At 69.3% G+C, this 26,337-nt stretch carries 24 protein-coding genes, 1 tRNA gene and 1 pseudogene; 12 read left to right on the top strand and 14 right to left on the bottom strand.

Going from position 1 to position 26,337, the window contains the following annotated elements; genetic code table 11:
* Window positions 1–14 precede the first annotated feature (14 nt).
* The 4 genes and pseudogenes from IU476_RS17525 to IU476_RS17510 form a co-directional block, all read right to left on the bottom strand.
* Complete coding sequence (locus tag IU476_RS17525; RefSeq protein WP_195101422.1) at window positions 15–1,277, bottom strand: hypothetical protein; 1,263 nt, start codon at window positions 1,275–1,277, stop codon at window positions 15–17.
* Window positions 1,278–1,612: 335 nt separating this feature from the next.
* Window positions 1,613–1,686 (bottom strand) — tRNA-Pro (locus IU476_RS17520).
* A 55-nt stretch (window positions 1,687–1,741) separates the two neighbouring features.
* Window positions 1,742–3,226 carry a DUF8017 domain-containing protein gene (locus tag IU476_RS17515; protein ID WP_500048429.1) on the bottom strand — a complete coding sequence of 495 codons (1,485 nt, stop codon included), beginning with the start codon at window positions 3,224–3,226 and terminating at the stop codon, window positions 1,742–1,744.
* Window positions 3,139–4,102: pseudogene (locus IU476_RS17510) on the bottom strand (metallophosphoesterase). The gene IU476_RS17515 and the pseudogene IU476_RS17510 overlap by 88 nt, the downstream one beginning before the upstream one ends.
* 116 nt (window positions 4,103–4,218) lie before the next feature.
* On the opposite strand from IU476_RS17510, the gene IU476_RS17505 reads away from it, so the two are divergent.
* On the top strand, window positions 4,219–4,683 hold the full coding sequence (locus IU476_RS17505; protein WP_195101419.1) for a GatB/YqeY domain-containing protein: 465 nt from the start codon (window positions 4,219–4,221) through the stop codon (window positions 4,681–4,683).
* Window positions 4,684–4,793: 110 nt separating this feature from the next.
* On the opposite strand, the gene IU476_RS17500 is transcribed toward IU476_RS17505, so the two are convergent.
* A complete protein-coding gene (locus IU476_RS17500) occupies window positions 4,794–7,160 on the bottom strand; it encodes a penicillin-binding protein (RefSeq protein ID WP_195101416.1) in 2,367 nt (788 codons plus the stop codon).
* 549 nt (window positions 7,161–7,709) lie between these two features.
* Between IU476_RS17500 and IU476_RS17495 the strand changes: the two genes are divergently transcribed.
* On the top strand, window positions 7,710–8,033 hold the full coding sequence (locus IU476_RS17495; RefSeq protein WP_024800988.1) for a WhiB family transcriptional regulator: 324 nt from the start codon (window positions 7,710–7,712) through the stop codon (window positions 8,031–8,033).
* Window positions 8,034–8,117: 84 nt separating this feature from the next.
* Here the strand turns inward: IU476_RS17495 and bagB are convergent, their stop codons facing one another.
* Window positions 8,118–9,362 carry an ATPase BagB gene (bagB, locus tag IU476_RS17490; RefSeq protein WP_195101414.1) on the bottom strand — a complete coding sequence of 415 codons (1,245 nt, stop codon included), beginning with the start codon at window positions 9,360–9,362 and terminating at the stop codon, window positions 8,118–8,120.
* A complete protein-coding gene (bagA, locus tag IU476_RS17485; RefSeq protein WP_195102018.1) occupies window positions 9,362–10,381 on the bottom strand; it encodes an ATPase BagA in 1,020 nt (339 codons plus the stop codon). The genes bagB and bagA overlap by 1 nt, the downstream gene beginning before the upstream one ends.
* A 332-nt stretch (window positions 10,382–10,713) precedes the next feature.
* Between bagA and sp36 the strand changes: the two genes are divergently transcribed.
* The 3 genes from sp36 to IU476_RS17470 all read left to right on the top strand — a co-directional run bounded on the left by sp36 (window position 10,714) and on the right by IU476_RS17470 (window position 12,193).
* A complete protein-coding gene (gene sp36 / locus IU476_RS17480) occupies window positions 10,714–10,878 on the top strand; it encodes a Sp36 family protein (protein ID WP_195101413.1) in 165 nt (54 codons plus the stop codon).
* The gene (locus tag IU476_RS17475) at window positions 10,878–11,336 is read left to right on the top strand and encodes a RidA family protein (protein WP_195101411.1); all 459 of its coding nucleotides are present in this window, start codon (window positions 10,878–10,880) and stop codon (window positions 11,334–11,336) included. The genes sp36 and IU476_RS17475 overlap by 1 nt, the downstream gene beginning before the upstream one ends.
* Before the next feature lie 65 nt (window positions 11,337–11,401).
* On the top strand, window positions 11,402–12,193 hold the full coding sequence (locus IU476_RS17470; RefSeq protein WP_195101409.1) for an MBL fold metallo-hydrolase: 792 nt from the start codon (window positions 11,402–11,404) through the stop codon (window positions 12,191–12,193).
* Here IU476_RS17470 and IU476_RS17465 read toward each other — a convergent pair.
* On the bottom strand, window positions 12,190–12,864 hold the full coding sequence (locus IU476_RS17465) for a Crp/Fnr family transcriptional regulator (protein ID WP_011206875.1): 675 nt from the start codon (window positions 12,862–12,864) through the stop codon (window positions 12,190–12,192). The two genes, IU476_RS17470 and IU476_RS17465, sit on opposite strands and share 4 nt — an antisense overlap.
* Window positions 12,865–13,051: 187 nt before the next feature.
* Window positions 13,052–13,294 (bottom strand): hypothetical protein, encoded by a 243-nt coding sequence (locus IU476_RS17460; RefSeq protein WP_187686278.1) that lies wholly within the window; start codon window positions 13,292–13,294, stop codon window positions 13,052–13,054.
* A 247-nt stretch (window positions 13,295–13,541) separates the two neighbouring features.
* Here IU476_RS17460 and nth point away from each other — a divergent pair, with 247 nt between their 5' ends.
* The 4 genes from nth (at window position 13,542) to IU476_RS17440 (ending at window position 17,153) form a co-directional block, all read left to right on the top strand.
* Window positions 13,542–14,222, top strand: a complete 681-nt coding sequence (nth, locus tag IU476_RS17455; protein WP_195102016.1) for an endonuclease III — start codon at window positions 13,542–13,544, stop codon at window positions 14,220–14,222.
* On the top strand, window positions 14,219–14,863 hold the full coding sequence (locus tag IU476_RS17450; protein WP_438944025.1) for a redoxin family protein: 645 nt from the start codon (window positions 14,219–14,221) through the stop codon (window positions 14,861–14,863). Before nth ends, IU476_RS17450 begins: the two co-directional genes overlap by 4 nt.
* 326 nt (window positions 14,864–15,189) lie before the next feature.
* Window positions 15,190–15,963: an NUDIX hydrolase gene (locus IU476_RS17445; RefSeq protein ID WP_438944033.1), complete on the top strand. Its 774-nt coding sequence runs from the start codon at window positions 15,190–15,192 to the stop codon at window positions 15,961–15,963.
* On the top strand, window positions 15,960–17,153 hold the full coding sequence (locus IU476_RS17440; RefSeq protein ID WP_195101405.1) for a MarP family serine protease: 1,194 nt from the start codon (window positions 15,960–15,962) through the stop codon (window positions 17,151–17,153). Before IU476_RS17445 ends, IU476_RS17440 begins: the two co-directional genes overlap by 4 nt.
* Here IU476_RS17440 and IU476_RS17435 read toward each other — a convergent pair.
* From IU476_RS17435 to acs, 5 genes are all read right to left on the bottom strand, one after another.
* Window positions 17,150–17,575 (bottom strand): carboxymuconolactone decarboxylase family protein, encoded by a 426-nt coding sequence (locus IU476_RS17435; protein ID WP_195101403.1) that lies wholly within the window; start codon window positions 17,573–17,575, stop codon window positions 17,150–17,152. The two genes, IU476_RS17440 and IU476_RS17435, sit on opposite strands and share 4 nt — an antisense overlap.
* 90 nt (window positions 17,576–17,665) lie before the next feature.
* Window positions 17,666–18,613, bottom strand: coding sequence for an alpha/beta fold hydrolase (locus IU476_RS17430; RefSeq protein ID WP_195101401.1), 948 nt, complete (start codon window positions 18,611–18,613; stop codon window positions 17,666–17,668).
* A gap of 24 nt (window positions 18,614–18,637) precedes the next feature.
* Window positions 18,638–19,159, bottom strand: a complete 522-nt coding sequence (locus IU476_RS17425) for a phage holin family protein (RefSeq protein WP_195101399.1) — start codon at window positions 19,157–19,159, stop codon at window positions 18,638–18,640.
* 36 nt (window positions 19,160–19,195) lie between these two features.
* Window positions 19,196–20,407: a Na+/H+ antiporter NhaA gene (nhaA, locus tag IU476_RS17420; protein ID WP_195101397.1), complete on the bottom strand. Its 1,212-nt coding sequence runs from the start codon at window positions 20,405–20,407 to the stop codon at window positions 19,196–19,198.
* A 144-nt stretch (window positions 20,408–20,551) separates the two neighbouring features.
* The gene (acs, locus tag IU476_RS17415; protein WP_195101395.1) at window positions 20,552–22,507 is read right to left on the bottom strand and encodes an acetate--CoA ligase; all 1,956 of its coding nucleotides are present in this window, start codon (window positions 22,505–22,507) and stop codon (window positions 20,552–20,554) included.
* A gap of 349 nt (window positions 22,508–22,856) precedes the next feature.
* Here acs and IU476_RS17410 point away from each other — a divergent pair, with 349 nt between their 5' ends.
* From IU476_RS17410 to IU476_RS17400, 3 genes are read left to right on the top strand one after another with little or no spacing between them, the layout of a single operon-like run.
* Window positions 22,857–24,449, top strand: coding sequence for a peptide ABC transporter substrate-binding protein (locus IU476_RS17410; RefSeq protein ID WP_228823813.1), 1,593 nt, complete (start codon window positions 22,857–22,859; stop codon window positions 24,447–24,449).
* 8 nt (window positions 24,450–24,457) lie between these two features.
* Entirely contained in the window at window positions 24,458–25,384 is a 927-nt protein-coding gene (locus IU476_RS17405; protein ID WP_195101393.1) for an ABC transporter permease, read from the top strand.
* On the top strand, window positions 25,377–26,333 hold the full coding sequence (locus tag IU476_RS17400) for an ABC transporter permease (RefSeq protein ID WP_195101391.1): 957 nt from the start codon (window positions 25,377–25,379) through the stop codon (window positions 26,331–26,333). The genes IU476_RS17405 and IU476_RS17400 overlap by 8 nt, the downstream gene beginning before the upstream one ends.
* The last annotated feature ends 4 nt before the right edge of the window (window positions 26,334–26,337 follow it).

Below are 26,337 nucleotides of genomic sequence, written 5' to 3'. Positions count from 1 at the left end.
GCTACCCGGCGCGGCTAGTTCTGATCGCCGAAATTCCGCATCACCTGCCGGGCTGCCGGGACGAGCAGCGTCGCGGCCTCGTCGGGCGTCAGCCCCTGCGGATGTTTCTCGTCCCGGGCGCTGAGTTCGAGCACGAAACGGCCCTTGCGGATCTGCAATACACCATAGGCCCCCGGCAGGCTGGGGTCGGCGAGGATCATGGCGTCGTCGCCGAGCGGCACGCCGGTCGGCTTTCCGTTGTGGTGTTCGCGGCCGAAGGCGAAGTTGTTCTTCGCGGGCTGCTCCGACAGATAGCTGGTGATCTGTAGCGAAATCGCCTGTCGGTCACCGGGATCCACTTGACCGGTGCCCCGGGAACAATTGATCTCGACATAGTTGTAGCTGTTGGAATCGCCCTCGGTGGCGAAGCTGACCTTTCCGACCGCCGTCGCGGGCTGCTCCACCACCAGCGGCGACAAGGGTGCCTGATAGGCCGCTCCGAAGACGTCGGCGGTGAGCAGCGGACAGGGTTGCGCGACCGGTTTCGGGAATGTCGCCTGGTCGTAGGACAGCGTCGCGAGGCCGGTGGGCGCGGTCGCCTGCGTTTGCAGATTGTTCGCGATCACGGTGGCGATGTCGTGCATTTTCGAGCCGTAGCCGTCCGGGGTGAGCGACACGTCGAGATCGACCACCACGCCGTGGTACCACATCGACACTCCGCCGCGGCGATCGTCCGGGTTCGGCAGATCGTCCAGGTGCGAGGACACATTCACGTCGCCGAATTTCTGGGCGCCCGGATATTTGTCCTGCTCGCCGACGCCGGGCTGGTAGGCATCCTGCATCACCGCGATGTTCAGCCTGTTCCCGGTGCCACCGGGGGGAGTGACGAAGGAGAAGTCGCATTTGTTGAGCGCGAACGTGGCGGCCTTCGCGCGGAATTGACCGGGCACCAGCGGCCCGGCGCCGTCGGCGGCGATATACGTGCGCTCGAAGGTCACGCTGTTCGGCATGGTGTTGGCATCGATCGGAATACCCAGCCGGGCGAGGTCCGCGAGGCTCAGCAGATTGCAGGCCTGCACCACGGGCGTGCCCTGATACACCGACGCGGTGGGATTCGCGGTCTCGTGTAGCGGAGCGCCGTCCGCCACCGCGGGTCCGTCCTTCTCGTGGCCCGGCCGCACGATGGTCTTGTCGGCGGCGACCGCACCGCCCCCGTCGCCCGGCGACCGCACGGCTTGCCGGACCACCGCGAACACCACGACCGCCACCACGGCGAGCACGCAGCAGGCGACCGCCACGACCACACCCCACGCGGACCGCCGCGGCTTGCGAGGCGGTTGCCACCGCGGCGGCGGCTGCGGCGGCCCCCATCCCGGTTGCCGCGGCGGCACCGGCCCTGGAATGGGCCCGCCAGGATTCGAATGTCGCGGTCCCGGTGGATAATTCATCGCTTCCGATTCCGTACGGCCTGTGAAATCTCCATGGCGCGATTCTGGCGACCGGACGCCGGAGCGACATCCGCAGACAGCGACACCTACGTACGTAAGCGGCGCGAACAGACGGCCCCCGAAAACGAGTAAGGCCCCCGACCAGCAATGCTGATCGAGGGCCCTGTCGTGTCTCCACACACGAGTCGGGGTGACAGGATTTGAACCTGCGACCTCCTCGTCCCGAACGAGGCGCGCTACCAAGCTGCGCCACACCCCGTGAGCGAACCTGTCGTAGCTTACAACAGGGTTCGGTCACGCGTTAAATCCGCTGGTCACCGGTCCGGCAGGGGGCGGATGCTGGCGAGGACGCGTTTGGCGGTCGGCTTGTCGACGGCCTTGTCGACGCCGGTGTCGGCGGCGATCGTCATCACGAAGCTGCCGTTCTCGCTCGGGAACGCGAACGTGTAGACGGAGAAGGTGGCGGCGCAGCCGGGGGCGGGCGGCGGTGCGGTGCCGGTGGTTTCGACGAAGCTGCCGTGCAGTTGGCCGTCGAGCGACTCGAGCGGTTCCACTGCGCCCGCGGTGACAGCGGTCGAGGCCCAGCCGACCTTGGCCATGCGGGCGCCGACATCGGTGGCCGCGGCGCCCGGATCGCGCTGCGGCGACATCGTGAGGAAGGTGTTGGTGCGGGTGTAGCTCGGGCAGTAGTCCTTGCCGTCCTGGGTCAGCCCCGCGATGTCGACGCTGTCGGGCGGGCTGCCCCACACGGCCGTGCCGAGCGGGTCGATCTTCCAGTCCTGGGGCACGTCGTAGGCCGCACCCCGCTCCGGGATGGACACCACCTGGTAGCCGGGCACCAGCGGCGCGACCGCGCTCGGTACGGGAGCCGCCGGACTCGGGCGCGTCGTGGGAGGTGCGCCTTTGCCGCTGGTCAGCGCGCTCACCATGGACGGCCCGGCGGCCGGTGCGCCGGACTCGGGCGAGTTGCGGCCGGACACGATCAACGCGACCGTCACGGCCAGCGCCACCACCACGAGTGCGCCGATCCCGCCGAACACCCATGCCGTGCGATTGCCCCCGCCCTCGGCCGGCCGGTACGGCGGCACCTCGTAGGTCGAGGTCGGCGGATGCTGCGGCCCGTTCCACGACGAATTCGCTTGCGGCGACGCCGGTCCCAGCTGCCAGGGCTGCTCCGGCCGCGGCGCGGCGGACGGGCCCGGCCCGGTCGGTAATCGCTGCTGCTGCATGAGCGGCGTCGTCGCCGCGGCCGACTGCCACAGCGGCATCGGGTCCGACGTGCCCTGCGGCGCACCGCTACTCGGCGGCGCGTCCTGCCGAGCGGACCTGACGTGATCCGAGAAGTCCTGCGCCGCATCGGCATTCGTCGGCGCGGCGGTCCGGGCGTGCGGCACCGTGGACGCGAATTCCTGCGTCGGGACCGCGTCGGAGTCGGGAAAGCGTTCTGCGGCAAGCGCGTCGGCGGCCCCGGACGCCAACGGCCGCGCGCCCGCCGCGAAATTCAGCTGCTGCGCCGGTGCGCTCGTCTCGTGCCGGTCGGTGCGGCGGAACTCCTCCGTCTGCGCCGACTCGTCGGGCGCCGGGTGCGGGCCGCCGGGTGGCGGGGGACTCGGGACGGATCCGCTCGCCGCGGTCGGATCGTTCGGTCGTCGCTCGAAACCGCTGTTCAACCCTCGTCCCCTGCCTGATGTTCCGCCGCCTCGGCGACACCCTAGCGCGCTATCGCCTCCGATTCCGATACCCCGTGGCCGCTGTCGGCAATCGGGCGTTCGGGCGGAGCCGCGACCAGAGTGAGCAATGTCGCCTCGGGACGGCAGCAGAACCGGTAGGGCCGCCCAGGGCGAGGTGCCCAGTCCGGCGGACACGTGTAGCCGGGTGTGCGCGCCCCAGCGGGAGGCGCCCTTCACCCGGGAGCGGTCGATGCCGCAGTTGGTGACCAGCGCGCCGAAGCCCGGCAGACACAGCTGCCCGCCGTGCGTGTGACCGGCCAGCACCAGGTCGTAACCGTCGGTGGCGAACCGGTCCAGCACCCGCGGCTCGGGGGAGTGGGTGAGGCCGATGCTCAACTCCGCCAACGGGTTCGGGCTGCCGGCCACCGTCTCGTAGCGGTCCCGCTTCAGGTGCGGGTCGTCGACGCCGGCGGTGGAGATCTTGATCCCGGCGACCTCGAGATCGCGGCGCACGTGGGTCAGGTCCAGCCAGCCGCGCTCGGTGAACGCCGCGCGCAGGTCCTGCCAGGGCAGCGGCGCCCCGTGCACGCGCTTGTGGTTCTTGTCGAAGTACTTCAGCGGGTTCTTCGGCACCGGCGCGAAGTAGTCGTTGCTGCCGAACACGAAGATCCCCGGGCGGGCCAGCAGCTCCGACAGCGACTGCACCACCGCGGGCACGGCTCGCGGGTGGGCGAGATTGTCGCCGGTGTTCACCACGAGATCCGGCTCCAGCCGGGCCAGCTCCCGCACCCAGGCCTGCTTGAGGCGCTGGCCGGGCGTCATGTGTAGGTCGCTGAGGTGCAGTACCCGCAGGCTCGCCGAGCCCGGTTGCAGTACCGGCAGCGTCGCCTCCCGCAGCACGAAGGCATTGCGTTCGATCAGCGAGGCGTATCCGATCCCGGCGGCACCTGCTGCGGCGGTGCCCAGCGCGGCTCGTCGGAGTACCTGGGACGAGAAGACGGGCATTCGCTCAGGATAGGCGACCGGTGTGACGAACACCGAGTGTGATTCCGCACAGGGACACGGCCGGGCGTGGCGCAAATGGAGTGTGACCGCGCTCGCGGGCGGGCTACCGTGAGCGCATGTCGGAACTCAAAGCCAAGCTGCGGACCGATCTGACCGCCGCGATGAAGGCCAAGGACGCGCTGCGCACCAACACCGTGCGGATGCTGCTGGCCGCGATCCAGAACGCCGAGGTCGCCGGGCCGCAGGCGCGGGAACTCAGCGACGCCGACGTCCTCGCCGTGCTCGGCAAGGAGGCCAAGAAGCGCAACGAGGCCGCCGTGGTCTACGAGCAGGCCGGGCGCGGCGAACTCGCCGCCAACGAGCGCGCCGAGGAAGAGATCATCCACGAGTACCTGCCCACCCCGCTGACCGACGCGGAGGTGGCCGACCTCGCCGACACCGCCATCGCCCAGGTCGCCGAGGAACTCGGGGAGCGGCCCGGCATGCGCCAGATGGGCCAGGTCATGAAGGTCGCCACCGGTCTGGCGGCCGGGCGCGCCGACGGCTCCCGCGTCTCCGCGGCGGTGAAGGCGAGGCTGTAGCCCCGCAGCCGACACCGAACACACGAGGGCCCGCTACCCGAACAGGTAGCGGGCCCTCGTGGTTCAGGCCTCTCCCGCCTCTGTCATCCCGGCATGTTTTTCGGCCGGGATCACCGCGGAATCGGGATCGGAATCGGGATGGGGGGCAGGCGCGGTGGTGGCGGCAGCCCCGGCAGGTTCGGGATCGGGGGCGGGCCGGGCGGCGGCGGTTCGCGCAGCGTCCCGTCGCTGATGTTCACCGTGATCACCGAGCCCGGGATCGCCGAGCCGTTCGGCGTGGTGCCGATGACGGTGCCCTTGGCCGGGGCGGCGGGCACGGTCACCATCGTCACCTGGAACCCCGCGCCGATCAGCGTCGAGCGCGCCTCGGCCTCGGTCATGCCCACCACGTCGGGGATCTGCGAATTGTTGGCACCCCGCACGTACTTGTCGTCCTCCGCCGGCAGGCCCGGCGGCGGGAAGCGATCCAGCACCGGTTTGATGCCGTCGAACCAGCTGCGGGCCGGTTCGTTACCGCCGTACAGGTTGCCGTCGCCGCAGCTGCGCAGCGGGAACGAGCAGATCTCGCCGGGCGTCGGCGAGTCGCCGTAGATGTAGGCCGCCCCGGCCAGCGAGTTGGTGAAGCCCAGGAAGGCCGAGGACCGGTGGCTCTCGGTGGTTCCCGTCTTCGCCGACATCGGCGCGGTCCAGCCGGCCGCGTGCGCCGAACCGGCCGCGGTGCCGCTGATGCTGTCCTTGCTCATCGCGTTCGCGAGCGTGTTCGCCAGCCCCGGCTCCACGACCTGCTCGCACGACGGCTGCGTCAGCGGCACCTGCTTGCCGTTGCGGTCGATCACCTCGCGGATCGGCGACGGCGGGCACCACTTGCCCCCCGAACCCAGCGTCGCCGCCACATTGGACAGCTCCAGCGGGTTGATCGCGAACGGGCCCAGCGTGAACGAGCCCAGATTCTGCTGCTTGACCATGTCGGCCAGGCTCTGGTTGCCGTGCCCGGAGGTGCCCGCCGCGGCGTAGGACCGCATGCCCAGCCGGACCGCCATGTCGACCGTCGGCGTCACCCCGACATCCTGAATGAGCTTGACGAACGCGGTGTTCGGCGACTGCGCCAGCGCCTCGGTCACCGACATCGGCGACCGATAGTTGCCCACGTTCTTCACGCAGTACGTCTCCGGCGGACACCCGGGCGTGCCGCTGTTACCCATGCCCTTGGCGGAGAAGAACGACGGCACGTCCAGCTGGGCGGCGATACCCAGCCCCTTCTCCATCGCCGCGGCCGTCGTGAACAGCTTGAAGATCGAGCCCGCGCCGTCACCCACCAGCGAATACGGTTGCGGCTGCACGGTTTCGTGACCCTCGCCGCTGAGGCCGTAGGTTCTGCTCGAGGCCATCGCCAGCACCGGATGCGCGTCCTGCCCCGTGCCGATGATGCTGGTGACCTCCGCGATGTCCTCCAGATCCGGCTTGGTCACCCCCGACACGGCGGCCTTCACCGAATTCTGCACCGCCGGATCCAGGGTGGTGCGAATCGTGTAGCCGCCCTTGTCGATCTGCTCCTTGCTGATGCCCGAATTGGCCAGGTACTGCAGCGCGTAGTCGCAGAAGAAACCGCGGTCGCCCGCGGCGATGCAGCCGCGCGGCAGACCCTTCGGATCCGGCAGCACGCCCAGCGGTTCGGTCTTGGCGGCGCGGAACTCCTCGGCGCGGCTCGGGATGTTCTGGATCATGGTTTCCAGCACGGTGTTCCGGCGATCGAGCACACCCTGGGGATTGGTGTAGGGGTTCAGCTTCGACGAACTCTGCACCATGCCCGCCAGCATCGCCGCCTGCGACACCTTCAGATCCTTGGCGTCCACGCCGAAGTAGGTCTGGGCGGCGTCCTGAATGCCGTAGGAGCCGTTGCCGAACGGGACGATGTTCAGATACCGGGTGAGGATCTCGTCCTTGGTCAGCTGCTTCTCGAGCGTCAGCGCCATCCGGATCTCGCGCAGCTTGCGTGCCGGCGTCGTCTCGATCGCGGCCCGGCGCTCGGCGTCGGTCTTCGCGACCACCAGCAGCTGGAAGTTCTTGATGTACTGCTGATCCAGCGTCGACGCGCCCTGCTGCACCTCGCCGCTCGAGGTGTTGGTCAGGAACGCGCGCAGCGTGCCCTGCCAGTCCACACCGCCGTGCTCGGCGAACCGGCGGTCCTCGATGGACACGATCGCCAACTTCATGTCGTTGGAGATCCGGTCGCTGGGCACTTCGAAGCGGCGCTGCTCGTACAGCCAGGCGATGGGGTTACCGGCGGCGTCCACCATCGTCGACACCGCGGGCGCGTTGCCCTCGACCAGTTCCGCGGACACGTTGTCCACGGCGTCGGCGGCCCGGTTGGACACATACCCGAAACCACCGGCGAGCGGGAACAACAGCCCGGCGATGAGCACGGCCGCCAGGACGCACGCACCGGCGAGCCTCGCGAGCGTTTGTGAGATCGGCACGCACCAAGGGTAGAGGCTCTGTTATTGGCGACGCCTTCGGCGTCGCGGGTTTTCGGCGCCTCAGTGGCTCGGTTTCGGGGTGTCGCTGCTTGCTCCTTCGTCGCGGCGCAGCGACACCCCGAAACCGAGCCGCGCCGAAAACCTTGGTGGGTGAGGGGCCTCGGGGCCTGGCGGCCCGGGGTTGGTGTGGGGGTGGGGGCGGTGGTTCGCGGTCTCGTAACGATCGGGGGTCGGGGGTTCCCGGAGGTGCTGTCAGGGGTATAGACGCGGGGGGAGAGCGGCGCGTCTTCGGGGGTGGACCGGGCGTGTCGCACTGATTGGGCAGACTGCCCGGTTCTTTGTCGCATTTGCAGGGACGGGCGTACCAAAAAATCTCGGGACGGTCTTGCGCAGTCCCCATACCTTTACCTAGATTGAGAACCCAGTGTGATAGAGCTAACACTCAAAGTGGAATGTGGTGCGGGACGCAGTGGGGTTGGGTTGCTGCGCACCGTACGCGATTCCGGAGCGCCGTTGACCCGGTGTTCGGACTGCAAAGGGGCACACCAAATGCATATGACTACCCCCATCGCTCGATTGGACGTGGAGCAGGCCGAAGCAAGGATTGCCTGGGTTTCCCAGGCCCGATGCAAGGAAGTAGATCCCGATCAACTGTTCGTCCGCGGCGCGGCGCAGCGCAAGGCGGCGACGATCTGCCGGCACTGCCCCGTGCTGATGGAGTGCGGAGCCGACGCCCTGGACAATCGAGTGGAGTTCGGTGTGTGGGGTGGAATGACCGAGCGGCAGCGGCGTGCGCTGCTCAAGCAGCATCCGGAGGTGACGTCCTGGGCGGAGTTCTTCCGCGCCCAGCGGCAGCAGAAAGTGGCAATGTAGTCCCGCCGACGATTCGGTCCGAGCCCGCGAATGCGGGCTCGGACCGTTTTCGTCCCCGGTTCGCCGGGTGCGTTCGGCCGGGAGTCAGGCCGCCGCACTCGGGTCGGTCAGCTGATCGCCGACGGCACGCAACGCCTCGAGGTCCGAGACCTCGAACGGCAGCGCCGTGACCGCGACGATCGGCACCCGGGGGTGCGCCCCGGTGAACCGGTGCAGCAGATGCTGTTCCCGCTTGGCGGTGATCGCCCGGTGGGCGTGGATCCGCAGTACGTCCGCGGCCAGCGCGGACGGGTCGACATCGGCGGGCTCCGCGGCGCTGCCGGTCGGTGCGGCGGCGGCAGCATCGTCGGTGGAGTCGGTGCCGGTTCCGGTCGCGGTGGTTCCGTCAGCCGTGGTCGCGGCGCCGGGCGCCAGCCGGTCGGCGGCGGCCAGCGCGGTCTCGGCCGACAGCGCGCAGTGCACGGGATGAATCCGGTTGAGCACCAAGCCCGCCAGCGGCATGTGATCGGTCGAGAGCCGGTCGACGAAGAACGAGGCCTCGCGCAGCGCGTCCGGTTCCGCGGCGGCCACCACCAGGAAGTGGGTGCCCGGCCGCGACAGCATCTCGTAGGTGCGGTTGGCCCGGTCCTGGAAGCCGCCGAACATCGACTCCAGCGACTGCAGGAACAGCGACGCGTCCTTGAGCATCTGCCCGCCCACCACGGTCGACACACCACGCACGGCCAGGCTCATCGCGCCGGTGACGAACCGGCCCACGCCGCGCCCCGGGGCCATGATCACGCGAATCATCCTGCCGTTGAGGAAGTTTCCGAGACGTTTGGGCGCGTCGAGGAAATCCAGCGCGTTCCGCGACGGCGGGGTGTCGACGACGATCAGATCCCACTGCTTCTTGCCCGCGAGCTGACCCAGCTTCTCCATCGCCATGTACTCCTGCGTACCGCCGAAGGAGGAGGCGACCGTCTGATAGAAGGGGTTGGCGAAGATCTGCTCGGCCTTCTCCGGGCTGGTGTGCTCGAGCACCATCTCGTCGAAGGTGCGGCGCATGTTCAGCATCATCGCGTACAGCTCGCCGGTCGCGTCCGGCCCGAGTTCGACCCGCTGCGGGACGTTGCCGAGATCGCTGACGCCGAGCGACTGCGCGAGCCGCCGCGCCGGATCGATGGTCAGCACCACCACTTTGCGGCCGCGTTCGGCGGCCCGCAGGGCGATCGCCGCCGCCGTGGTGGTCTTGCCGACGCCGCCGGAGCCGCAGCACACCACCACCCGGGTGGTGCGGTCGTCGATGATGCGCGCGATGTCCAGCGGTACGACGGTGCTGGGTAGGTTCATCACCGGACTCCCTGTGCGCTCAGCTGATCGGCCAGTTCGTAGAGCCCGCCCAGGTCCATTCCGTCCGGCAGCGCGGGCAGGTACAGCCGGGCCGGGTCGACCTTGGCCAGTTCCGAGGAGCTGTCGTCCTGGGCCCGCAGAGTTGCCGAATGCTCGACGGTCTCCCGGAGCAGGCCCTGGAACTCGGTGTCGGACAGCGTGATTCCGGCCTCCGCGAGTCCGGCGCGCAGGGCGTCGGTGTCGATGTCGCCGGCGGCCGCCCGCGCGCGCAGCGCCGGGGCCAGATAGCCCTCGGTGGCGCGGTTGACGATCACGGTGCCGACGCGGAACTCCGATTCGGTCAGCTCCGCGATGGCGTCGGCGGTCTCCTGCACCGGCAGCGCCTCGAGCAGGGTGACCAGGTGCACGACGGTCTGGTCGGAGTGCAGCAGCTTGGACACGCCCTCGGCCTGCGCCGCGATGGGCCCGCCCTTGGCGACCTCGGCCATGGCCTTGGTGACATCCAGGAAGCCGGCGATGCGGCCGGTCGGCGGGGCGTCGATGACGATCTCGTCGTAGACGTGCCGCCCCGACTTGTCCGTGCGGACCGCGCACTCCTTGATCTTGCCGGTCAGTATCACGTCGCGCAGACCCGGCGCGATGGTCGTGACGAACTCGATGGCCCCCATCCGGCGCATCGCCCGCCCCGCGAAGCCGAGGTTGTAGAACATGTCGAGGTATTCGAGGAAGGCGTGCTCGATGTCGAGGGCCAGCGCCATCACCTCGCCGCCGCCGTCGGCGGTCGCGATCTTCGTCTCGGTGGGCGGCAGCGGCGGCAGATCGAACAGCTGCGCGATCGACTGCCGGCCCTCCACCTCCACCAGCAGCACCCGGCGGCCCCCCGCCGCCAGCGCCAGTGCCAATGCCGCGGAGACCGTGGACTTGCCCGTCCCACCCTTGCCGGAGACGTAGTGCAGACGGGCCTTGTCCGCCCGCTCCGGCCACCCTGATTTCAGTCCCGATTCCGTCGAAACGGGCACCGCTGTCGGTACTCCCACGTCCGCGAGCCTATAGCCCGCGCCGAAACACCTGCTACAGACTCCACCCGCTGTCTGGTACACCACAAACGATCAACACAACTCACCCACCCCACGAACAACGCCCGCACGACTACACAGCCCACGAACACAACGCCCGCACGACTACCCAGCCCACCTTCCAAAATTGGCCCACCCCCAAGTTCGCGGCCCCGGCCGGGTCTGGACTGACGGAGCGGGGGAGCGAAGCGGAGGAGCGGAGGAGGGAAGACCCGGCCCAAAGGGGCCGCGAACCCGCGACGCCGCAGGCGGCGCCAAAAGAATAAGCTCGCCGCATGAGTGATGTGACCGTGTGGGAATACGCGACCGTTCCGCTGCTGACGCATGCGACCAAGCAGATCCTCGACCAGTGGGGCAGCGACGGCTGGGAACTGGTCACGGTGCTGCCCGGCCCGACCGGCGAGCAGCACGTCGCCTACCTGAAGCGAGCGAAGAGCTGATGACGGCCTGGCGCGAGAACCTCGAGCGACTCGGGCTGGAGCTGCCCGGCGTGGCGGCGCCGGCCGGCGCCTACATCCCGGCGCTGCGCACGGGCTCGTACGTGTACACCTCGGGTCAGTTGCCGTTCGTCGGCGGTGAGCTGTCGGTGACCGGCAAGGTCGGCGCGGAGGTGAGCCCCGAGCAGGCGAAGGAGGCCGCCAAGTGGTGTGCGCTGAACGCGCTGGCGGCCGTGCACGACCTGGTCGGTCTCGACGAGGTGGTGCGCATCGTGAAGGTGGTGGGTTTCGTCGCCTCCGCGCCCGGATTCAACGAGCAGCCGCTGGTGATCAACGGCGCGTCGGAGCTGCTCGGCGCGGTGTTCGGCGATGCCGGGGTGCACGCCCGCTCCGCGGTGGGCGTGTTCGAGCTGCCGAAGAACACCCCGGTCGAGGTGGAGCTCATCGCCGAGGTGCGCTAGGTCGTAAGGTGCGGTAAGGAATCCGGCACGGAAGTTCGTTGCAGCACAGGGCGTTAGGACAGCACATGACCCTCACTCACCCCGCGTACGGGCAATTGCGGCCGGTGACGCCGACCGCCGCCGTGCTGCTCGCGAACAACCCGAACCGAATGACGTTGCAGGGCACCAACACCTGGATTCTGCGTGCCCCGGGGAGATCCGACTGTGTCGTGATCGACCCGGGGCCCAAGGATCGGTCGCACGTCGAGGCGATCGCGCGCGCCACCGACGGCGAGATCGCGCTGACCCTGGTCACCCATCACCACCACGATCACACCGGCGGCATCGACCGGCTGGTGAAGCTGACCGGGACCGCGGTCCGCGCGCACGATGAGCGTTTCCTGCGCGACGCCACGTCGACCCTGACCGACGGCGAGGTCGTCGAGGCCGCGGGGCTGCGGCTGACCGTGCTGGCCACGCCCGGCCACACCACCGACTCGGTCTCGTTCCTGCTCGACGATGCCGTGCTCACCGGCGACACCGTGCTCGGCAGCGGCACCACGGTGCTGGAGTCGCGCGACGGCGCGCTCGGCGACTATCTGGCATCCCTGGACCGGCTGGCCGAGGTCGCGCCCGGCCGGGCGTTGCTGCCCGCGCACGGCCCGGATCATCCCGAGGCCGGGCCCGTGATCGACTACTACATCCGGCACCGGCGCGAACGCCTGGACCAGGTGCGGCAGGCGCTGGCCGAACTCGGGCCGGACGCCAAGCCGCTACAGGTGGTCGCGAAGGTCTACGCCGACGTGGACAAGCGGCTGTGGCCCGCCGCGCGCAGTTCGGTCAAGGCCCAGCTGGCCTATCTGCGTCGGGCCGACTAGCGCGCCCGGCGGGCCAGTCGCTCCGAGTCGGAGATCAGCACGCTCTTGCCCTCGAGCCGCAGCCAGCCGCGGTGCGCGAAGTCGGCGAGCGCCTTGTTCACGGTCTCGCGGGAGGCGCCGACCAGCTGGGCGATCTCCTCCTGGGTGAGGTCGTGGGTCACGCGCAGGGCACCGGCCTCCTGGGTGCCGAACCGCTGCGCGAGCTGCAGCAGCGCCTTGGCCACGCGACCGGGGACATCGGTGAAGATGAGGTCGGCCAGGTTGTTGTTGGTGCGGCGCAGCCTGCGGGCGAGCACCCGCAGCAACTGCTCGGCGATCTCGGGGCGCTGGTCTATCCACGACTTCAGCGCGTCGCGATCCATCGTGACGGCGCGGACCTCGGTCACCGTGGTGGCGGTCGAGGTGCGCGGACCCGGGTCGAAGATCGACAGCTCACCGAACATGTCCGACGGGCCCATGATGGTCAGCAGGTTCTCCCGGCCGTCGGGGGAGCGGCGGCCGATCTTCACCTTGCCCGACGTGATGATGTACAACCGGTCGCCGGGTTCGCCCTCGTTGAAGATGACATGGCCGCGCGGGAAGTCCACGGGCTGAAGCTGTTTGGCGAGAGCCGCCACCGCGGTGGGCTCGACGCCTTGGAAGATGCCTGCTCTGGCGAGGGCCTCGTCCACGAATGTGCTCCTTATGGGATTGGCTCTGTCCTGGACCGAAGCGCTTCGGCCGACAGTGCAGTCTACTTTGCGTTCGCGCAGCGTAGTGACAGACACCACGTAACGAACGGTCTGTGAAACGCACGCGGCGCGGGATTGGTTCCCGGAATCACCGCGCGAACGGGGTGCGGTTGGGGTTGTCGCGGCCTCAGCTGGCCTGCGCGACATCCAATTCGTCGCCACGGGCGCGTCGGCGGCCGGAATGGGCCGCGGCGGCGGGGACACCGAGCTTGGCGAGCTCGTTGACCTCGGCATTGCTGGCTCGATCCAGGTACTGCTGGACCTCTTCCTCCGGTTCGAGCAGTTTGCGAAGCCGGTTTTCGACGCGTTCCATGAACAGCGCGAACAGCATCAGCAGTACCGGGAAGAGCACTACAGCAAGTCCTTGCATAACCGTGAGTAAACACGGAATAGGTCTCAGATGGAACACGGCGGGTCCGCACGGCCGCTTCCTCGTCGGTGGGGTTCCGTATGGTGGACCCGTGCGTGAACCCCGATCCACCGTGTCCGCGCCCGCTCCCGATACGGATGTCGCGGCCGCCGACGGCAAGCCGGTCCGCGGTAAGAAGCCTGGTGGCTCGCAGGCGCGCAAGTTCGCGAAGGAGACCCAGCTGGGCCGGGTGCGCCGCGCCCGCCGGATGAATCGCGCCCTCGCCCTGGCGTTCCCGAACGCGCACTGTGAGTTGGATTTCACCACCCCGCTCGAGCTGGCGGTCGCGACCATCCTCTCCGCGCAGTGCACCGACGTCCGGGTGAATCAGACGACGCCGGCCCTGTTCGCGCGCTACCGCTCCGCCCGCGACTACGCCGAGGCCGACCGCGTGGAGCTGGAGGAGTACATCCGGCCCACCGGCTTCTACCGCAACAAGACCACCTCGCTGATCGGCCTCGGTCAGGCGCTGACCGAGCAGTACGAGGGCGTGCTGCCGCACACGCTCGACGAGCTGGTGCGCCTGCCCGGCATCGGCCGCAAGACCGCGAACGTCATCCTGGGCAACGCCTTCGACGTACCGGGCATCACCGTGGACACGCACTTCGGCCGCCTGGTGCGGCGCTGGGGCTGGACCACCGAGGAAGACCCGGTGAAGGTCGAGCACGCCGTGGGCGAGCTGATCGAGCGCAAGGAGTGGACGATGCTCTCGCACCGGGTGATCTTCCACGGTCGCCGGGTGTGCCACGCCCGCAAACCGGCCTGCGGCGCCTGCGTGCTGGCCAACGACTGCCCGTCGTTCGGCGCCGGCCCCACCGACCCCGCGACCGCCGCCGCCCTGATCAAGGGCCCCGAGGCCGAACACCTGCTGGAACTGGTGGGCCGGTGAGGTCGATTCCGGCGGCTTGGCGCTGGACTCTGGTGGCGCTGATCGCCGTCGTCGCGCTGGCCGTCGCGCTCTGGCCGCGCGAGCACGGGGCGTCGCCGTCGACTACCGCGACAGCGGTACGGGGTGGTTCCGCGCCCGCGTCGGAGGGCCAACGCGCCGCCGCCGCGCTGCCCGAATGTCCCGCGCGATCACCGCAGTCACCGCCCGCTCCCGCGACGGGCCCGCTGGCGGGGATCACCGTCGGATGTCTGCGGGACGGCCGTCCACTGGACCTCGGTGCGGCCCTTGCCGGTCGGCCCGCCCTGGTGAACCTGTGGGCGTACTGGTGCGAGCCGTGCGCCCGGGAACTGCCCGCGCTCCAGCAGTACGCCGCTCGCCCCGGCGCGATCACCGTCGTCACCGCGCACAGCGATCCCGACGAGGCCAAGGCGCTGGCCCGCCTGCGCGACCTCGACGTCCACCTGCCCGGCGTGCAGGACGGTGACGCCCGCGTGCGCACCGCGGTCGGCGCACCTGCCGTGCTACCCGTCTCGATCCTGATTCGCCCCGACGGCTCGGTCGCGAAGGTCCTGGTCCGCCCGTTCGACAGCGCCGACGACATCGCGTCGGCGGTCGCCGGCGAACTGGGAGCCGGCGCGTGAGCGAACGCGCGTCCCACTCGCGGCGGACGGCCTCTCGCACAAGCGCGAACCACCACCTCGATTCCGCGACGGCCGCTGAGCGAATGGCGATGGCCGGGGTGGGATGCGGCCCGGCGCGCGACTCCGGAACGGGCTCGGCGCGCCGCCCGACTCGCTCGCGCGGGCGGGACCGTGGTCGAATCGGTACGGCGTGCGGGTGCGAGCGGTGCCCGCGCGGGGGTTGCGACGCGCGAGTACCGGTCCGGCGCATTACTGTCCGAGCGGCGCGCCGAACCGGTGCGCCGGTGGCCGGTGGCCGTGCCGCGCGCGGCGCGGACAGGATGAGGATCGGGGCGGGAGGAGGCAGCGTGCACGACCGTGAGAGTGAGCCCGGCGCGAGACCGGAATTGGTGACCGACGACATCCCGGCCTGGTTGCGCGGTGTGGTCGAGCGCAAGCCCGCCGACCCGACCGGGGTCAACCAGGTGCTGAACCGGTCCGCCGGGAAGCTGGTCGCGGCGGCGCTGCGCCCGCGGCAGGCGGCCGTGCTGGTGTTGTTCGGCGGTGCGCCCGAACCGGATTCGCGGGCGCCGGGCGGACTGCCCGCGGACGCGGACGTGCTGCTGACCCAGCGGGCGGCCACTTTGCGCCAGCACAGCGGGCAGGTAGCGTTCCCCGGCGGCGGCGTCGAGCCCGCGGACAGCGGCCCGATCGCCACCGCGCTGCGCGAGGCGCAGGAGGAGACGGGGCTGGACCCGGCCGGTGTCGAGCCGATCGCGGTGCTACCCAAGATCTTCGTGCCGCCCTCGCGGTTCGACGTCACCCCGGTGCTCGCGTACTGGCGCACGCCGGGCACAGTCGGCGTGGTCAGCGAGGCCGAGGCCACGCGCGTGGTGCGGGTGCCGATCGCGGAACTGATCGACCCGGCCAATCGGTTCGTCGTGCGGCATCCGCTGGGGTACATGGGCCCGGCGTTCGCCGTCGACGGCATGCTCGTCTGGGGTTTCACCGCCGGTGTCCTGGCCGGACTGCTGGCGGTTTCGGGATGGGAGCGGGACTGGGATCACCACGATGTGCGTGATCTGCAGGCCTCGCTCGCGGCAGTGGGGATGACGTTATGAGTTCGTCGGCCTGGCTCGACATCGCGGTAGTGATCATCGCGCTGCTCGCCGCCTCCTCGGGGTGGCGGCAGGGCGCGGTCGCGTCCGCTCTCGCCTTTCTCGGCGTGGTGCTGGGCGCGGTCGCCGGCATACTGATCGCGCCGCACATCCTGATCCACATCAGCGAGGGCCGCAAACGGGTGCTCGTCGGCGTCGTGCTGATCGTCGCGCTGGTGATCATCGGCGAGGTGGCCGGCATGGTGCTCGGCCGCGCGGCGCGCAGCGGGATGCGGCATCCGTTCACCCGCAGCGTCGACAGCGTGGTGGGCGCGGCGCTGCAGACCGTCGCCGTGCTGGTCACCGCGTGGCTGCTGGCGCTGCCGCTGGCGTCGTCGTCGCAGCCGGCGATCGCGGCCGCGGTGAACGGCTCGCGGGTGCTCTCCGACGTCAACGAGGTCGCGCCGAACTGGTTGCGCCGCTTGCCCAACGAGTTCTCCAAGCTGCTCAACACCTCCGGGCTGCCGGACGTCATCGGCCCGTTCGGCCGGGCGCCGATCGCCGCGGTGGAACCGCCCGACCCGACCGTGCTGGACAGCCCGGTCGCGCTGAACCTGCAGCACAGCGTGCTGCGCATCCGCGGCGTCGCGCCGAGTTGCCAACGCGCGCTGGAGGGTTCGGGCTTCGTGGTGGCGCCCGAGCGGGTGATGACCAACGCGCACGTGGTCGCCGGCACCAACACGGTCCAGGTCGACACCGCGCGCGGCGCGCTGGACGCCACCGTGGTGCTGTTCGATCCGTCCAAGGACGTGGCCGTACTCGCGGTGCCGGGGTTGAACGCGCCGGTGATCCCGCTGGCGCCGGAGGCCGCCAAGTCGGGCCAGAGTTCGATCGTGCTCGGCTATCCGGGCGGCGGCCCGTACACGGCCAGTGCCGCGCGCGTGCGCGAGACCCTCGAGCTGACCGGACCGGACATCTACAAGACCGGCACGGTCGAGCGCGAGGTCTACACCGTGCGCGGCCGGGTGCGGGCGGGCAATTCCGGTGGGCCGCTGGTGGATACGGACGGCCAGGTGCTCGGACTGGTCTTCGGCGCGGCCGTGGTCGACGAGGACACCGGGTACGCGCTCACCCTCAACGAGATCCGCACCGCGCTGGATTCCGCGGAGTCGGCGAGCGCGCAGGTCCCGACCGGGGAGTGCGTGCTGAGTTAGCCTTCCGGGTCCGGCTCGACCGGCAGCAGCCCGCGCTCGCCGAACACCTTCTTGGCGACGAACGTCGCGTTCAGCGCGCGCGGGAAGCCGCAGTACCCGGCGGCGTGCAGGAACGCCTCGGTGATCTGCGCGGGCGTCAGGCCGACGTTGAGCGCCGCGTTGATGTGCACCTCGAGCTGCGGCTCGGCGCCGCCCAGCGCGGTGAGCATGCCGAGGGTGACCAGCTGGCGGTCGCGCGGCGGCAGCGCGGGCCGCTGATAGATCTCTCCGAATCCCCACGCCACGATCTGGTGCCCGAGTTCGGGGGAGATGTCGGACAGCGAGTCGATCACCCGCTGTCCCGCCTCGCCGTCGATGCGGGTCAGAATCTCCAGCCCGCGCTCGAAACGCTGGTCACGGGTCTCGGCGGCGTCGTCGGCCATGAGGTGTCCTCTCCTGGTGCCGCGCGCGGCGGCGATGCGATGGTGAACACCGAGAACCGTAGAACCTGGAGTCGACTCCAAGTCAACTTGTCAGCCCAGCAGCTTCGTCAGCTCCGCCGTAACCGCGTCCGGATCCTCCTGATGCGCGAAGTGGCCCACGCCGGGAATCTCGACCACCCGGCGATCGGGCGCGAGCCGGTGCTCGCGCCGCACGGTGGCCTCGAGGATGTAGCGGTCGCCGCCGCCGTGCAGCGACAACACCGGCACCCGCACCGGCTCGCGCATCGCCGCCATGAAGCGCGCGCCGTCGGGACGCCACTGGCTGCGGAACGCCCAGCGCTGATACTCCAGCGCGCAGTGCGCGGCGCCGGAGATGCGGATCGCCGCGCGCATGCGCCGCGCGGTGTCGACGAAGTCGGCGGTATTCGTCCAGTGCGCGCCCGCCCGCTGCCGCAGCAGCCGCTCCACCTCGTAGCCGTCGTTGACGGTCAGCAGGCGCTCGCCGTAGCGCGGCGGCTGATAGCGCAGGAAGTTCGGCAGCCAGGCCGAGCGCTGCCGCCCGTCGCGCAGCACGGCCTGCTTGAGCGCGACCGGATGCGGCGACCCGATCAGCGCGATGGACCGCACCAGCCGCGGATGCAGCACCGCGGTCGCCCAGCAGACCAGTCCGCCCTCGGCGTGCCCGACCAGGGTGGCCTCGGTGTGGCCGAGCGCGCGGATGAGTCCGGCCACGTCGCCGGCCAGCGTCCAGCCGTCGTAGCCGCGCGGCGGTTTGTCGGAATCGCCGTAGCCGCGCAGGTCGACCGCGACCGCCCGGAAGCCCTGCTCGGCCAGCCCGGTCAGCTGGTGCCGCCACGACCACCAGAAGTCGGCGAAGCCGTGCAGCAGCACCACCAGCGGCGGGTCCGGCACGACGCCGCGCCGCGCCGGCTCCGCCTCGACGACGTGGAACCGGATGCCGTTGGCATGCACGTCCTTATGGGCCCACGGTCCGTCGTAACGGACGATGGACGGATCCGGACTCGGATTCGACGACACGCCGATAGAGCGTAGTCGCCGGGACTACCGGTCCGATCGATCGGCCGAGGTCGCGGCGACCTCGAGCGTGGCGGGCTCGGCGTGCGAGCCGAGACCCTGCGGCAGCACCGAGCGGGTCTCCTTCAGCGACTCGATCGTCTTCTCCGGCGCCCGCAGCTTGCGCACCTTGCGATACCCGAGGAAGGCGAACAGCGCGACCGCCACCACCATCAGGGCGAACACGATCAGGAACGCCGCCCACCGGTACAGCCAGACGTCGAGCAGTTCGGCGAGGAAGAAGAAAAAGAAGAACGAGGAGAACAGCAGGATGGTCAGCGCCAGAATGAAATACACGCTGCCCTGCAGGCCCTTGCGGATCTCGCCGGTCACCTCCGCCTTGGCCAGCGCCACCTCGGCACGGACCAGGGTCGACATCTGCTCGGCGGCGTCGCGCACCAGATCACCGATGCTGGCGTTGCCGGTCGTATCGACCTCGGAGAGCGGAATAGCGGTGATGGTCCGGTTGCGGCCCCCGTCGTTACCGTTACCGCCGTTTGTGACGCTCAATGCTCGACCCTTCTCATGTCCCGGTGCTGTCCGGCCCTACACGTGTGCGGCCGCGTCGGCGTGCCGTCGCGCCTGATGAGCGCGGCCCCGTCGCAACAGTAGCGCCGAACCGATCAGGGAAGCCGCCATTGACGTCAGCAACACGGCTGCTTTCGCCAGTTCGGCGGCGGCGACATCGTCCGCCAACGCGAGTTCTGCCACCAAGAGGCTAACGGTGAAGCCGATCGCGCCCAGTACCGACAGGGCGAACATGTCGCGGTTGCCGAGACCGGCGGGCCGCTCGGCGATTCCGAGCCGGATCGCGACCCAGCTCGTGCCGAACAGCCCGATGGTCTTCCCGGCCAGCAGGCCGACGATGATCGCCAGGGCCAGCCGATCGGTGAACAGTTCGCCGAACACCTTGCCCGACAACGGAACTCCCGACGCGAACAGCGCGAACAGCGGCACGCACAGACCCGCCGAGATCGGCTGGAACAGGTGCTCGAGCCGCGCGGCCGGAGCCTGGTCCTCGTCGGCGTCCGGGCGGACGCGGGTCAGCAGACCGCACAGCACACCGGCCAGCGTCGGGTGAATTCCCGCCTCGTGCAACGCATACCAGGCCACCAGGGCGAGCGGCACATAGATCAGCGGGGACCGCAGCCGGAGCCGCTGGGCCAGTGCCCAGGCGAGGAAGCAGGCCACCGCGCCGAGCAGCCACCAGATCGCGACCGAGGTGGTGAACAGGATGGCGATCAGCACGATCGCGATCAGGTCGTCGACGACCGCCAGGCTCAGCAGGAACACCCGCGCGGTGGCCGGGATCCTCGACCCGGTCAGCGCGAGTACGGCCAGCGCGAAGGCGATGTCGGTGGCGACCGAAATCGCCCAGCCGCGTTCCATGCCGTCGATGCCGAAGCCGATCGCCGACGCGATGATCGCCGGCAGCACCACGCCGCCGACCGCGGCGACGATCGGCAGGGCGGCGCGTTTGCGGTCGGCGAGTTCGCCGACCACGAGTTCGCGTTTGAGTTCCAGGCCCGCGACGAAGAAGAAGATCGCCAGCAGACCGTCCTTCACCCAGTCCGCGAGCGTCAGGTCCAGATGCAGCGGCGGAATCGGGAGGTCGGCACCGGACAGCGTGAAGTAACTGTCACTCCACGGCGAATTCGCCCACAGCAGCGCGACGGCCGCGCACACCAGCAGCAGCGCCCCGCCCACGGTCTCGGTCCGGAGGAAGCGGGCGAATTCGGAGCGGAGTTCTGCGATCACGAAGCAACTTTCGGTCGGCGGCACTGGGGCTGCGGACACGCACCCCGATCCCTCGCTCGGTGCGCCCACCACACGCCGACCAGACTTCCCGGCACTCCTTACGCAATTCTAACGGGTCCGCCCAGTTTGTTTTCGTGCGCGCTCCTACCAGTTCGTCTGCCGTGCTCGGATGGCTTCGAAGACGTTGGGGTCGACCAGGGTCGAGGTGTCGCCGAGCTCGCGGCCCTCGGCCACATCGCGCAGGAGCCGGCGCATGATCTTGCCGGAGCGGGTCTTGGGCAGTTCGGGCACGATGTGGATCTCGCGGGGCCGGGCGATCGGGCTGATCTCCCGCGACACCTCCGCCTTCAATTCATCGACCAGGTCCTGGCCGGTGTCGGTGGCCTCGCCGGTGAGGATGACGAACGCGACGATCCCTTGCCCGGTGGTGGCGTCACTGGCCCCCACGACCGCGGCTTCGGCGACACCGTAGTGCCCGACCAGCGCGGATTCGACCTCGGCGGTGGAGATCCGATGCCCGGACACATTCATCACATCGTCCACCCGGCCCAGCACCCACAGGTCGCCGTCGGTGTCGAGCTTCGCGCCGTCCCCCGCGAAATACCAGCCCCGCTCGGCGTAACGCGCCCAATAGGTTTCCCGGTAGCGGTCGGGATCACCCCAGATACCGCGCAGCATCGACGGCCACGGCTGATCGAGCACCAGATACCCGTTGGCCTCGCTCTCCCCGCGCTCGACGGTGGTGCCTTCCTCGTCGACCACCCGCGCGGAGATACCGGGCAGCGGGGTCATCGCGGCCCCGGGCTTGGCGGCGGTGACACCGGGCAGCGGGGAGATCATGATCGCGCCGGTCTCGGTCTGCCACCACGTGTCCACGATCGGCGCGGTGTCCGCGCCGATCACCTCCCGATACCAGCGCCACGCCTCCGGATTGATCGGCTCACCCACCGACCCCAGCACCCGGATACTGGACAGATCATGCGCCGCGGGAATCTCACGCCCCCACTTCATGAACGTCCGCACCAGCGTCGGCGCCGTGTAATAGAGGGTGACACCGTATTTCTCGACGATCTGCCAATGCCGGTGCTCGTCGGGGAAATTCGGGGTGCCCTCGTACACCACCTGCGTCACCCGGTTCGACAACGGCCCGTACACGATGTAACTGTGCCCGGTCACCCACCCGATATCGGCGGTGCACCAGTACACGTCCCGCCCCGGCCGGTGATCGAACACGTAGTGGTGGGTGTAGGAGGTCTGGGTGAGGTAGCCGCCGGAGGTGTGCAGGATCCCCTTCGGCTTCCCGGTCGTGCCGGAGGTGTAGAGGATGAACAACGGATGCTCGGCATCGAACGCGCGTGCCTCGTGCTCGGGCGACGCCTGCCCGACGGTCTCGTGCCACCACAGGTCCCGGCCCTCGGTCCACGGCACCTCGATCCCGGTACGCCGCACCACCAGCACATGCTCCACACTCGACGGCGTGCCGCCCTGCGCGTACAACGCCTCGTCCACCGCCTCCTTCAACGGCGCCGCCTTCCCGCGCCGCCACTGCCCGTCGGTGGTCACCACCAACCGCGCCTCCGCGTCGTCGACACGCTGACGCAACGCACTGGGCGAGAAACCCGCGAACACCACCGAATGCGTCAAACCCAAACGCGCACACGCCAACATCGCCACGATCGCCTCGGGCACCATCGGCATATAGATAGCCACCCGATCCCCGGCCTCGAGCCCCAGCTCGGTGAAATAGTTCGCGGCCTGGGACACCTCGGCCAGCAGCTCGGCGTAGGTGATGGCGCGCGAGTCGCCCGGCTCGCCCTCCCAGTGGATGGCGACCTGCTCACCGTGCCCGTCGAGCACGTGCCGGTCCACGCAGTTGTAGGCGACATTCAACTCGCCACCGACGAACCAGCGCGCGAACGGCGCGTCGTCCCAATCCAATACACGCGTCCACGGCTGATGCCAATGCAGCCGTCCGGCCTGCTCGGCCCAGAACGCCTCGCGATCGGCCGCGGCCCGGTCGTAGAGAGACGCGTCGGCATTCGCGGCGGCGGCGAATTCGGCGCTCGGCGGATACACGTCCCGGTGTTCGGTATCGGTCATCTCGTCTCTTCTTTCGCGTACACCTACGGCCGGGGGTGACCGCGGCCACGATTCCGACCCTAGTGGACCGCGACCTGGGCCGGGTTCGGGTCCCGCGTGTCCGTGCCGAACGGTTGCAGCGCTGTCACCCCGACTCGGCGGACTGCTCAGTGCCGGCGCGCATCGGTAATCGCATCGCCCAGCCGATTTCGGACTCGTTGTGCAATGTGTCACGCTGTGTCGGTCGTGTGAGTCGGCCGTGTTGCCGGATTGCTAACAAGGCGAACAAACCCGAGGCGAACCGCTGACAACGGTCGGTGCGGTGGCTACTGTCCGACTCACCAGCCGTTCCTGAAGTCGGGAGTTTGCGTTGAGACTGAAGACGATCACCGCGCTGGCCGCGGCGGCTCTGCTGGCCACCGGCCTCGCACTCACGGGATGTTCCTCCGACAGCGGCACCGACCTCGTCACGGTCAACGCCGGGGAGCCGCAGAACCCGCTGGTCCCGACCAACACCAACGAGAACATGGGCGGCCGCGTGGTCGACCGGCTGTTCGCGGGGCTGAAGTACTACGACGCGGACGGCAAGGCGCACAACGAGATGGCGCAGTCCATCGACACCACCGACCGGCAGCACTACACCATCACCATCAAGCCGGACTGGACGTTTTCCGACGGCACGCCGGTGACCGCGAAGTCCTTCGTCGACGCCTGGAACTACGGCGCCCTCGGCACCAACGCCCAGTTGCAGAACTGGGCCTTCTCGTCCATCGCCGGCTACGACGACGTCACCGCGAATCCGCCCAAGGCACAGACGATGTCGGGCCTGAAGGTGGTCGACGACCACACCTTCACCGTCGATCTGAAGCAGCCGTCCATCGACTTCGAGCTGGAACTCGGCTTCGCGCCGTTCTATCCGCTGCCCGAATCGGCCTACCAGGACATGAAGGCGTTCGGCGAGAAGCCGATCGGCAACGGCCCCTACAAGTTCGACAGCTGGGAACACAACGTCAAGATCGAGCTGACGCCCAATCCCGCCTACCACGGCGGCCGCCCGGCCAAGAACAAGGGCCTGCGCTTCGTGATGTACCAGTCCTTCGACACCGCCTACGCCGATCTCCAGGCCGGCAACCTCGACGCCCTCGACGTCATCCCCGACACCGCCCTGGCCACCTACAAGCAGGACCTCGGCGACCGCGCGATCAGCAAGCCGATCGCCTACAGCCAGCACATCGGCATCCAGTCCAACGTCCCGCACTTCGCCGGGCCGGAGGGCGTGCTGCGCCGCAAGGCGATCTCGATGGCGATCAACCGCCCGCAGATCGCGGAGAACATCTTCCACGGCACCCGCGTCCCGGCCCGCGACTTCACCGCCTTCACCCTCGACGGCTTCCGCGACAACCTGCCCGGATCCGAAGTGCTGCAATACAACCCGGACGAGGCCAAGAAGCTGTGGGCGCAGGCCGACGCTATCTCGCCGTGGTCGGGCAGGTACGAGATCGCCTACAACTCCGACGGCGGCCACCAGGCGTGGATCGAGGCCGTCGCCAACAGCGTCAAGAACGTGCTGGGCATCGAGGCGGTCGGCGTGCCGTATCCGACGTTCAAGAACATTCGCGACGAGATCAACGCCAAGACCGTCGGCAAGGCGTTCCGCTACGGCTGGCAGGGCGACTACCCGTCGATGTTCGAGTTCCTGACCGCGCTGTACCTCACCGGCTCGGCCACCAACAACGCCGACTACAGCAGCCCCGACTTCGACCGCCTGCTGTTCGCCGCGCAGGCCGCGCCCACCCCGGAGCAGGCCTACGACCTGGTCGCCCAGGCCCAGCAGGTGCTGTTCAAGGACATGGCCGACATCCCCGTCTTCGACTACGACGTCGCGGCCGGGCGCTCGGACAAGGTGAAGAACGCGCAGGTCGCCTGGAGCGGTCTGTTCGATTTCGAGAACATCGAGAAGTAGCCGCGCGCATGGCCTGGTATGTCGTGCGGCGGCTGCTCCAGATGATTCCGGTCTTCCTCGGAGCGACGCTGCTGATCTACGCGATGGTGTTCCTGATCCCCGGTGATCCGATCCGGGCGCTGGCGGGCGACCGGCCGATGACCCCGGCGGTCGAGGCCACCCTGCGCGCCCGCTACCACCTCGATCAGCCGTTCGTCATCCAGTATCTGGAGTATCTGAAGGGCATCGTCACCTTCGATTTCGGCACCTCGTTCTCCGGGCGTCCGGTGCGGGACGAGCTGGCGCGGGCCTTCCCGATCACGTTGCGCCTGGCGGTCATGGCGGTGGTGATCGAGGCCGTGTTCGGCATCGCGTTCGGTCTGGTCGCCGGATTGCGCAAGGGCAAGCTGTTCGACTCCACGATGCTGGTGCTCAGCCTGGTCATCATCGCGGTGCCGATCTTCGTGCTCGGTTTCCTCGCGCAGTTCCTGCTCGGCGTGAAATGGGGCATCGCGCCCGTGACCGTCACGGGCAAGGCGAGTTTCACCGATCTGCTCGTTCCGGCGTTCGTGCTGGGCGCGCTGTCGTTCGCCTATGTGCTGCGGCTGACCCGAAACTCGGTGGCGGAGAACATGTCCGCCGACTACGTGCGCACCGCCACCGCCAAGGGACTGACCCGGCGGCGGGTGATCGGCGTGCACATCCTGCGGAACTCGATGATCCCGGTGATCACCTTCCTCGGCGCGGATCTCGGCGCGCTGATGGGCGGCGCGGTCGTCACCGAGGGCATCTTCAACATCCCCGGCGTGGGCGGCACGCTCTACCAGGCGATCACGCGCGGCGAGCCGCCGACGGTGGTGGCCTTCGTGACGGTGCTGATCGTGATCTTCCTGATCTCGAACCTGATCGTCGACCTGCTCTACGCCGCGCTCGACCCGAGGATCCGCTATGCCTGAGCAGACCGGCGCACCCGAAACACGGCCCGGGCAGGAGCATTTCGTGGCGCCGCCGGACGAGGTGGAGGTGCTGGCCACCGACCGCCTGGACGAGACCACCGCGCCGACCAGCGTGTGGCGCGACGCCTGGCGGCAGCTGCGGCGCAATCCGATCTTCGTCGTCGCCGCGCTGCTGATCCTCGTGGTGCTGGTGGTCGTGGTGTGGCCGGGCCTGTTCACCGATCAGGATCCGCGGTACTGCAGCGGCGATTTCAGCATGGACCCGCCCGGCGGTGGCCACCCGTTCGGCTTCGACAAGCAGGGCTGCGACATCTACGCCCGCACCGTCTACGGGGCGCGGGCGTCGGTGGTGACCGGCCTCGGCGCGACCGTGCTGTTCGTGCTGATCGGCGGCGTATTGGGTTCGCTCGCAGGCTATTACGGCGGCCTGTTCGATTCGGTGGTGTCGCGCATCGCGGAGATCTTCTTCGCGCTGCCGCTGATGCTGGCCGCCATCGTGATCATGCAGCTGCTGGACTCGCGCACCGTGTTCACGGTCATGCTGATCCTGGCCTCGTTCACCTGGCCGCAGGCCGCGCGCATCGCCCGCGGCGCGGTCATCCAGGCCAAGAACAGCGAATACGTCACGGCGGCAAAGGCTCTGGGTGTCTCGCGCTTCCGGATCCTGCTGCGGCACGTGCTGCCCAACGCGGCGGGTCCGCTGATCGTCATCACCACGATCTGGCTCGGGGTCTTCATCGTCACCGAGGCGACGCTGTCGTATCTCGGGGTCGGGCTGTCCCGCACCATCGTGTCCTGGGGTTCGGACATCGCCGCCGACCAGAAGGAGATCCGCACCTCGGCGATCCTGTTCTATCCCGCGACGGCGTTGGCGCTCACCGTGCTCAGCTTCATCATGCTGGGCGACGCGGTGCGCGACGCGCTGGATCCCAAGGCCCGCAAGAGGTGACGGC

Origin of the sequence: Nocardia blacklockiae (assembly GCF_015477355.1) — a bacterium.
Taxonomy (GTDB): Bacteria; Actinomycetota; Actinomycetes; order Mycobacteriales; family Mycobacteriaceae; genus Nocardia; species Nocardia blacklockiae.
This window is presented reverse-complemented; position numbering and strand designations above follow the sequence as displayed.

Coding starts and splice junctions, on each gene's coding strand:
- IU476_RS17405 (WP_195101393.1), top strand. CDS start 24,458: ATGGCCTGGTATGTCGTGCGGCGGCTGCTCCAGATGATTCCGGTCTTC.
- IU476_RS17440 (WP_195101405.1), top strand. CDS start 15,960: ATGAGTTCGTCGGCCTGGCTCGACATCGCGGTAGTGATCATCGCGCTG.
- IU476_RS17475 (WP_195101411.1), top strand. CDS start 10,878: ATGACGGCCTGGCGCGAGAACCTCGAGCGACTCGGGCTGGAGCTGCCC.
- sp36 (WP_195101413.1), top strand. CDS start 10,714: ATGAGTGATGTGACCGTGTGGGAATACGCGACCGTTCCGCTGCTGACG.
- IU476_RS17495 (WP_024800988.1), top strand. CDS start 7,710: ATGCATATGACTACCCCCATCGCTCGATTGGACGTGGAGCAGGCCGAA.
- IU476_RS17505 (WP_195101419.1), top strand. CDS start 4,219: ATGTCGGAACTCAAAGCCAAGCTGCGGACCGATCTGACCGCCGCGATG.
- IU476_RS17400 (WP_195101391.1), top strand. CDS start 25,377: ATGCCTGAGCAGACCGGCGCACCCGAAACACGGCCCGGGCAGGAGCAT.
- IU476_RS17470 (WP_195101409.1), top strand. CDS start 11,402: ATGACCCTCACTCACCCCGCGTACGGGCAATTGCGGCCGGTGACGCCG.
- IU476_RS17460 (WP_187686278.1), bottom strand. CDS start 13,294: ATGCAAGGACTTGCTGTAGTGCTCTTCCCGGTACTGCTGATGCTGTTC.
- nth (WP_195102016.1), top strand. CDS start 13,542: ATGAATCGCGCCCTCGCCCTGGCGTTCCCGAACGCGCACTGTGAGTTG.
- acs (WP_195101395.1), bottom strand. CDS start 22,507: ATGACCGATACCGAACACCGGGACGTGTATCCGCCGAGCGCCGAATTC.
- IU476_RS17435 (WP_195101403.1), bottom strand. CDS start 17,575: ATGGCCGACGACGCCGCCGAGACCCGTGACCAGCGTTTCGAGCGCGGG.
- bagB (WP_195101414.1), bottom strand. CDS start 9,362: ATGAACCTACCCAGCACCGTCGTACCGCTGGACATCGCGCGCATCATC.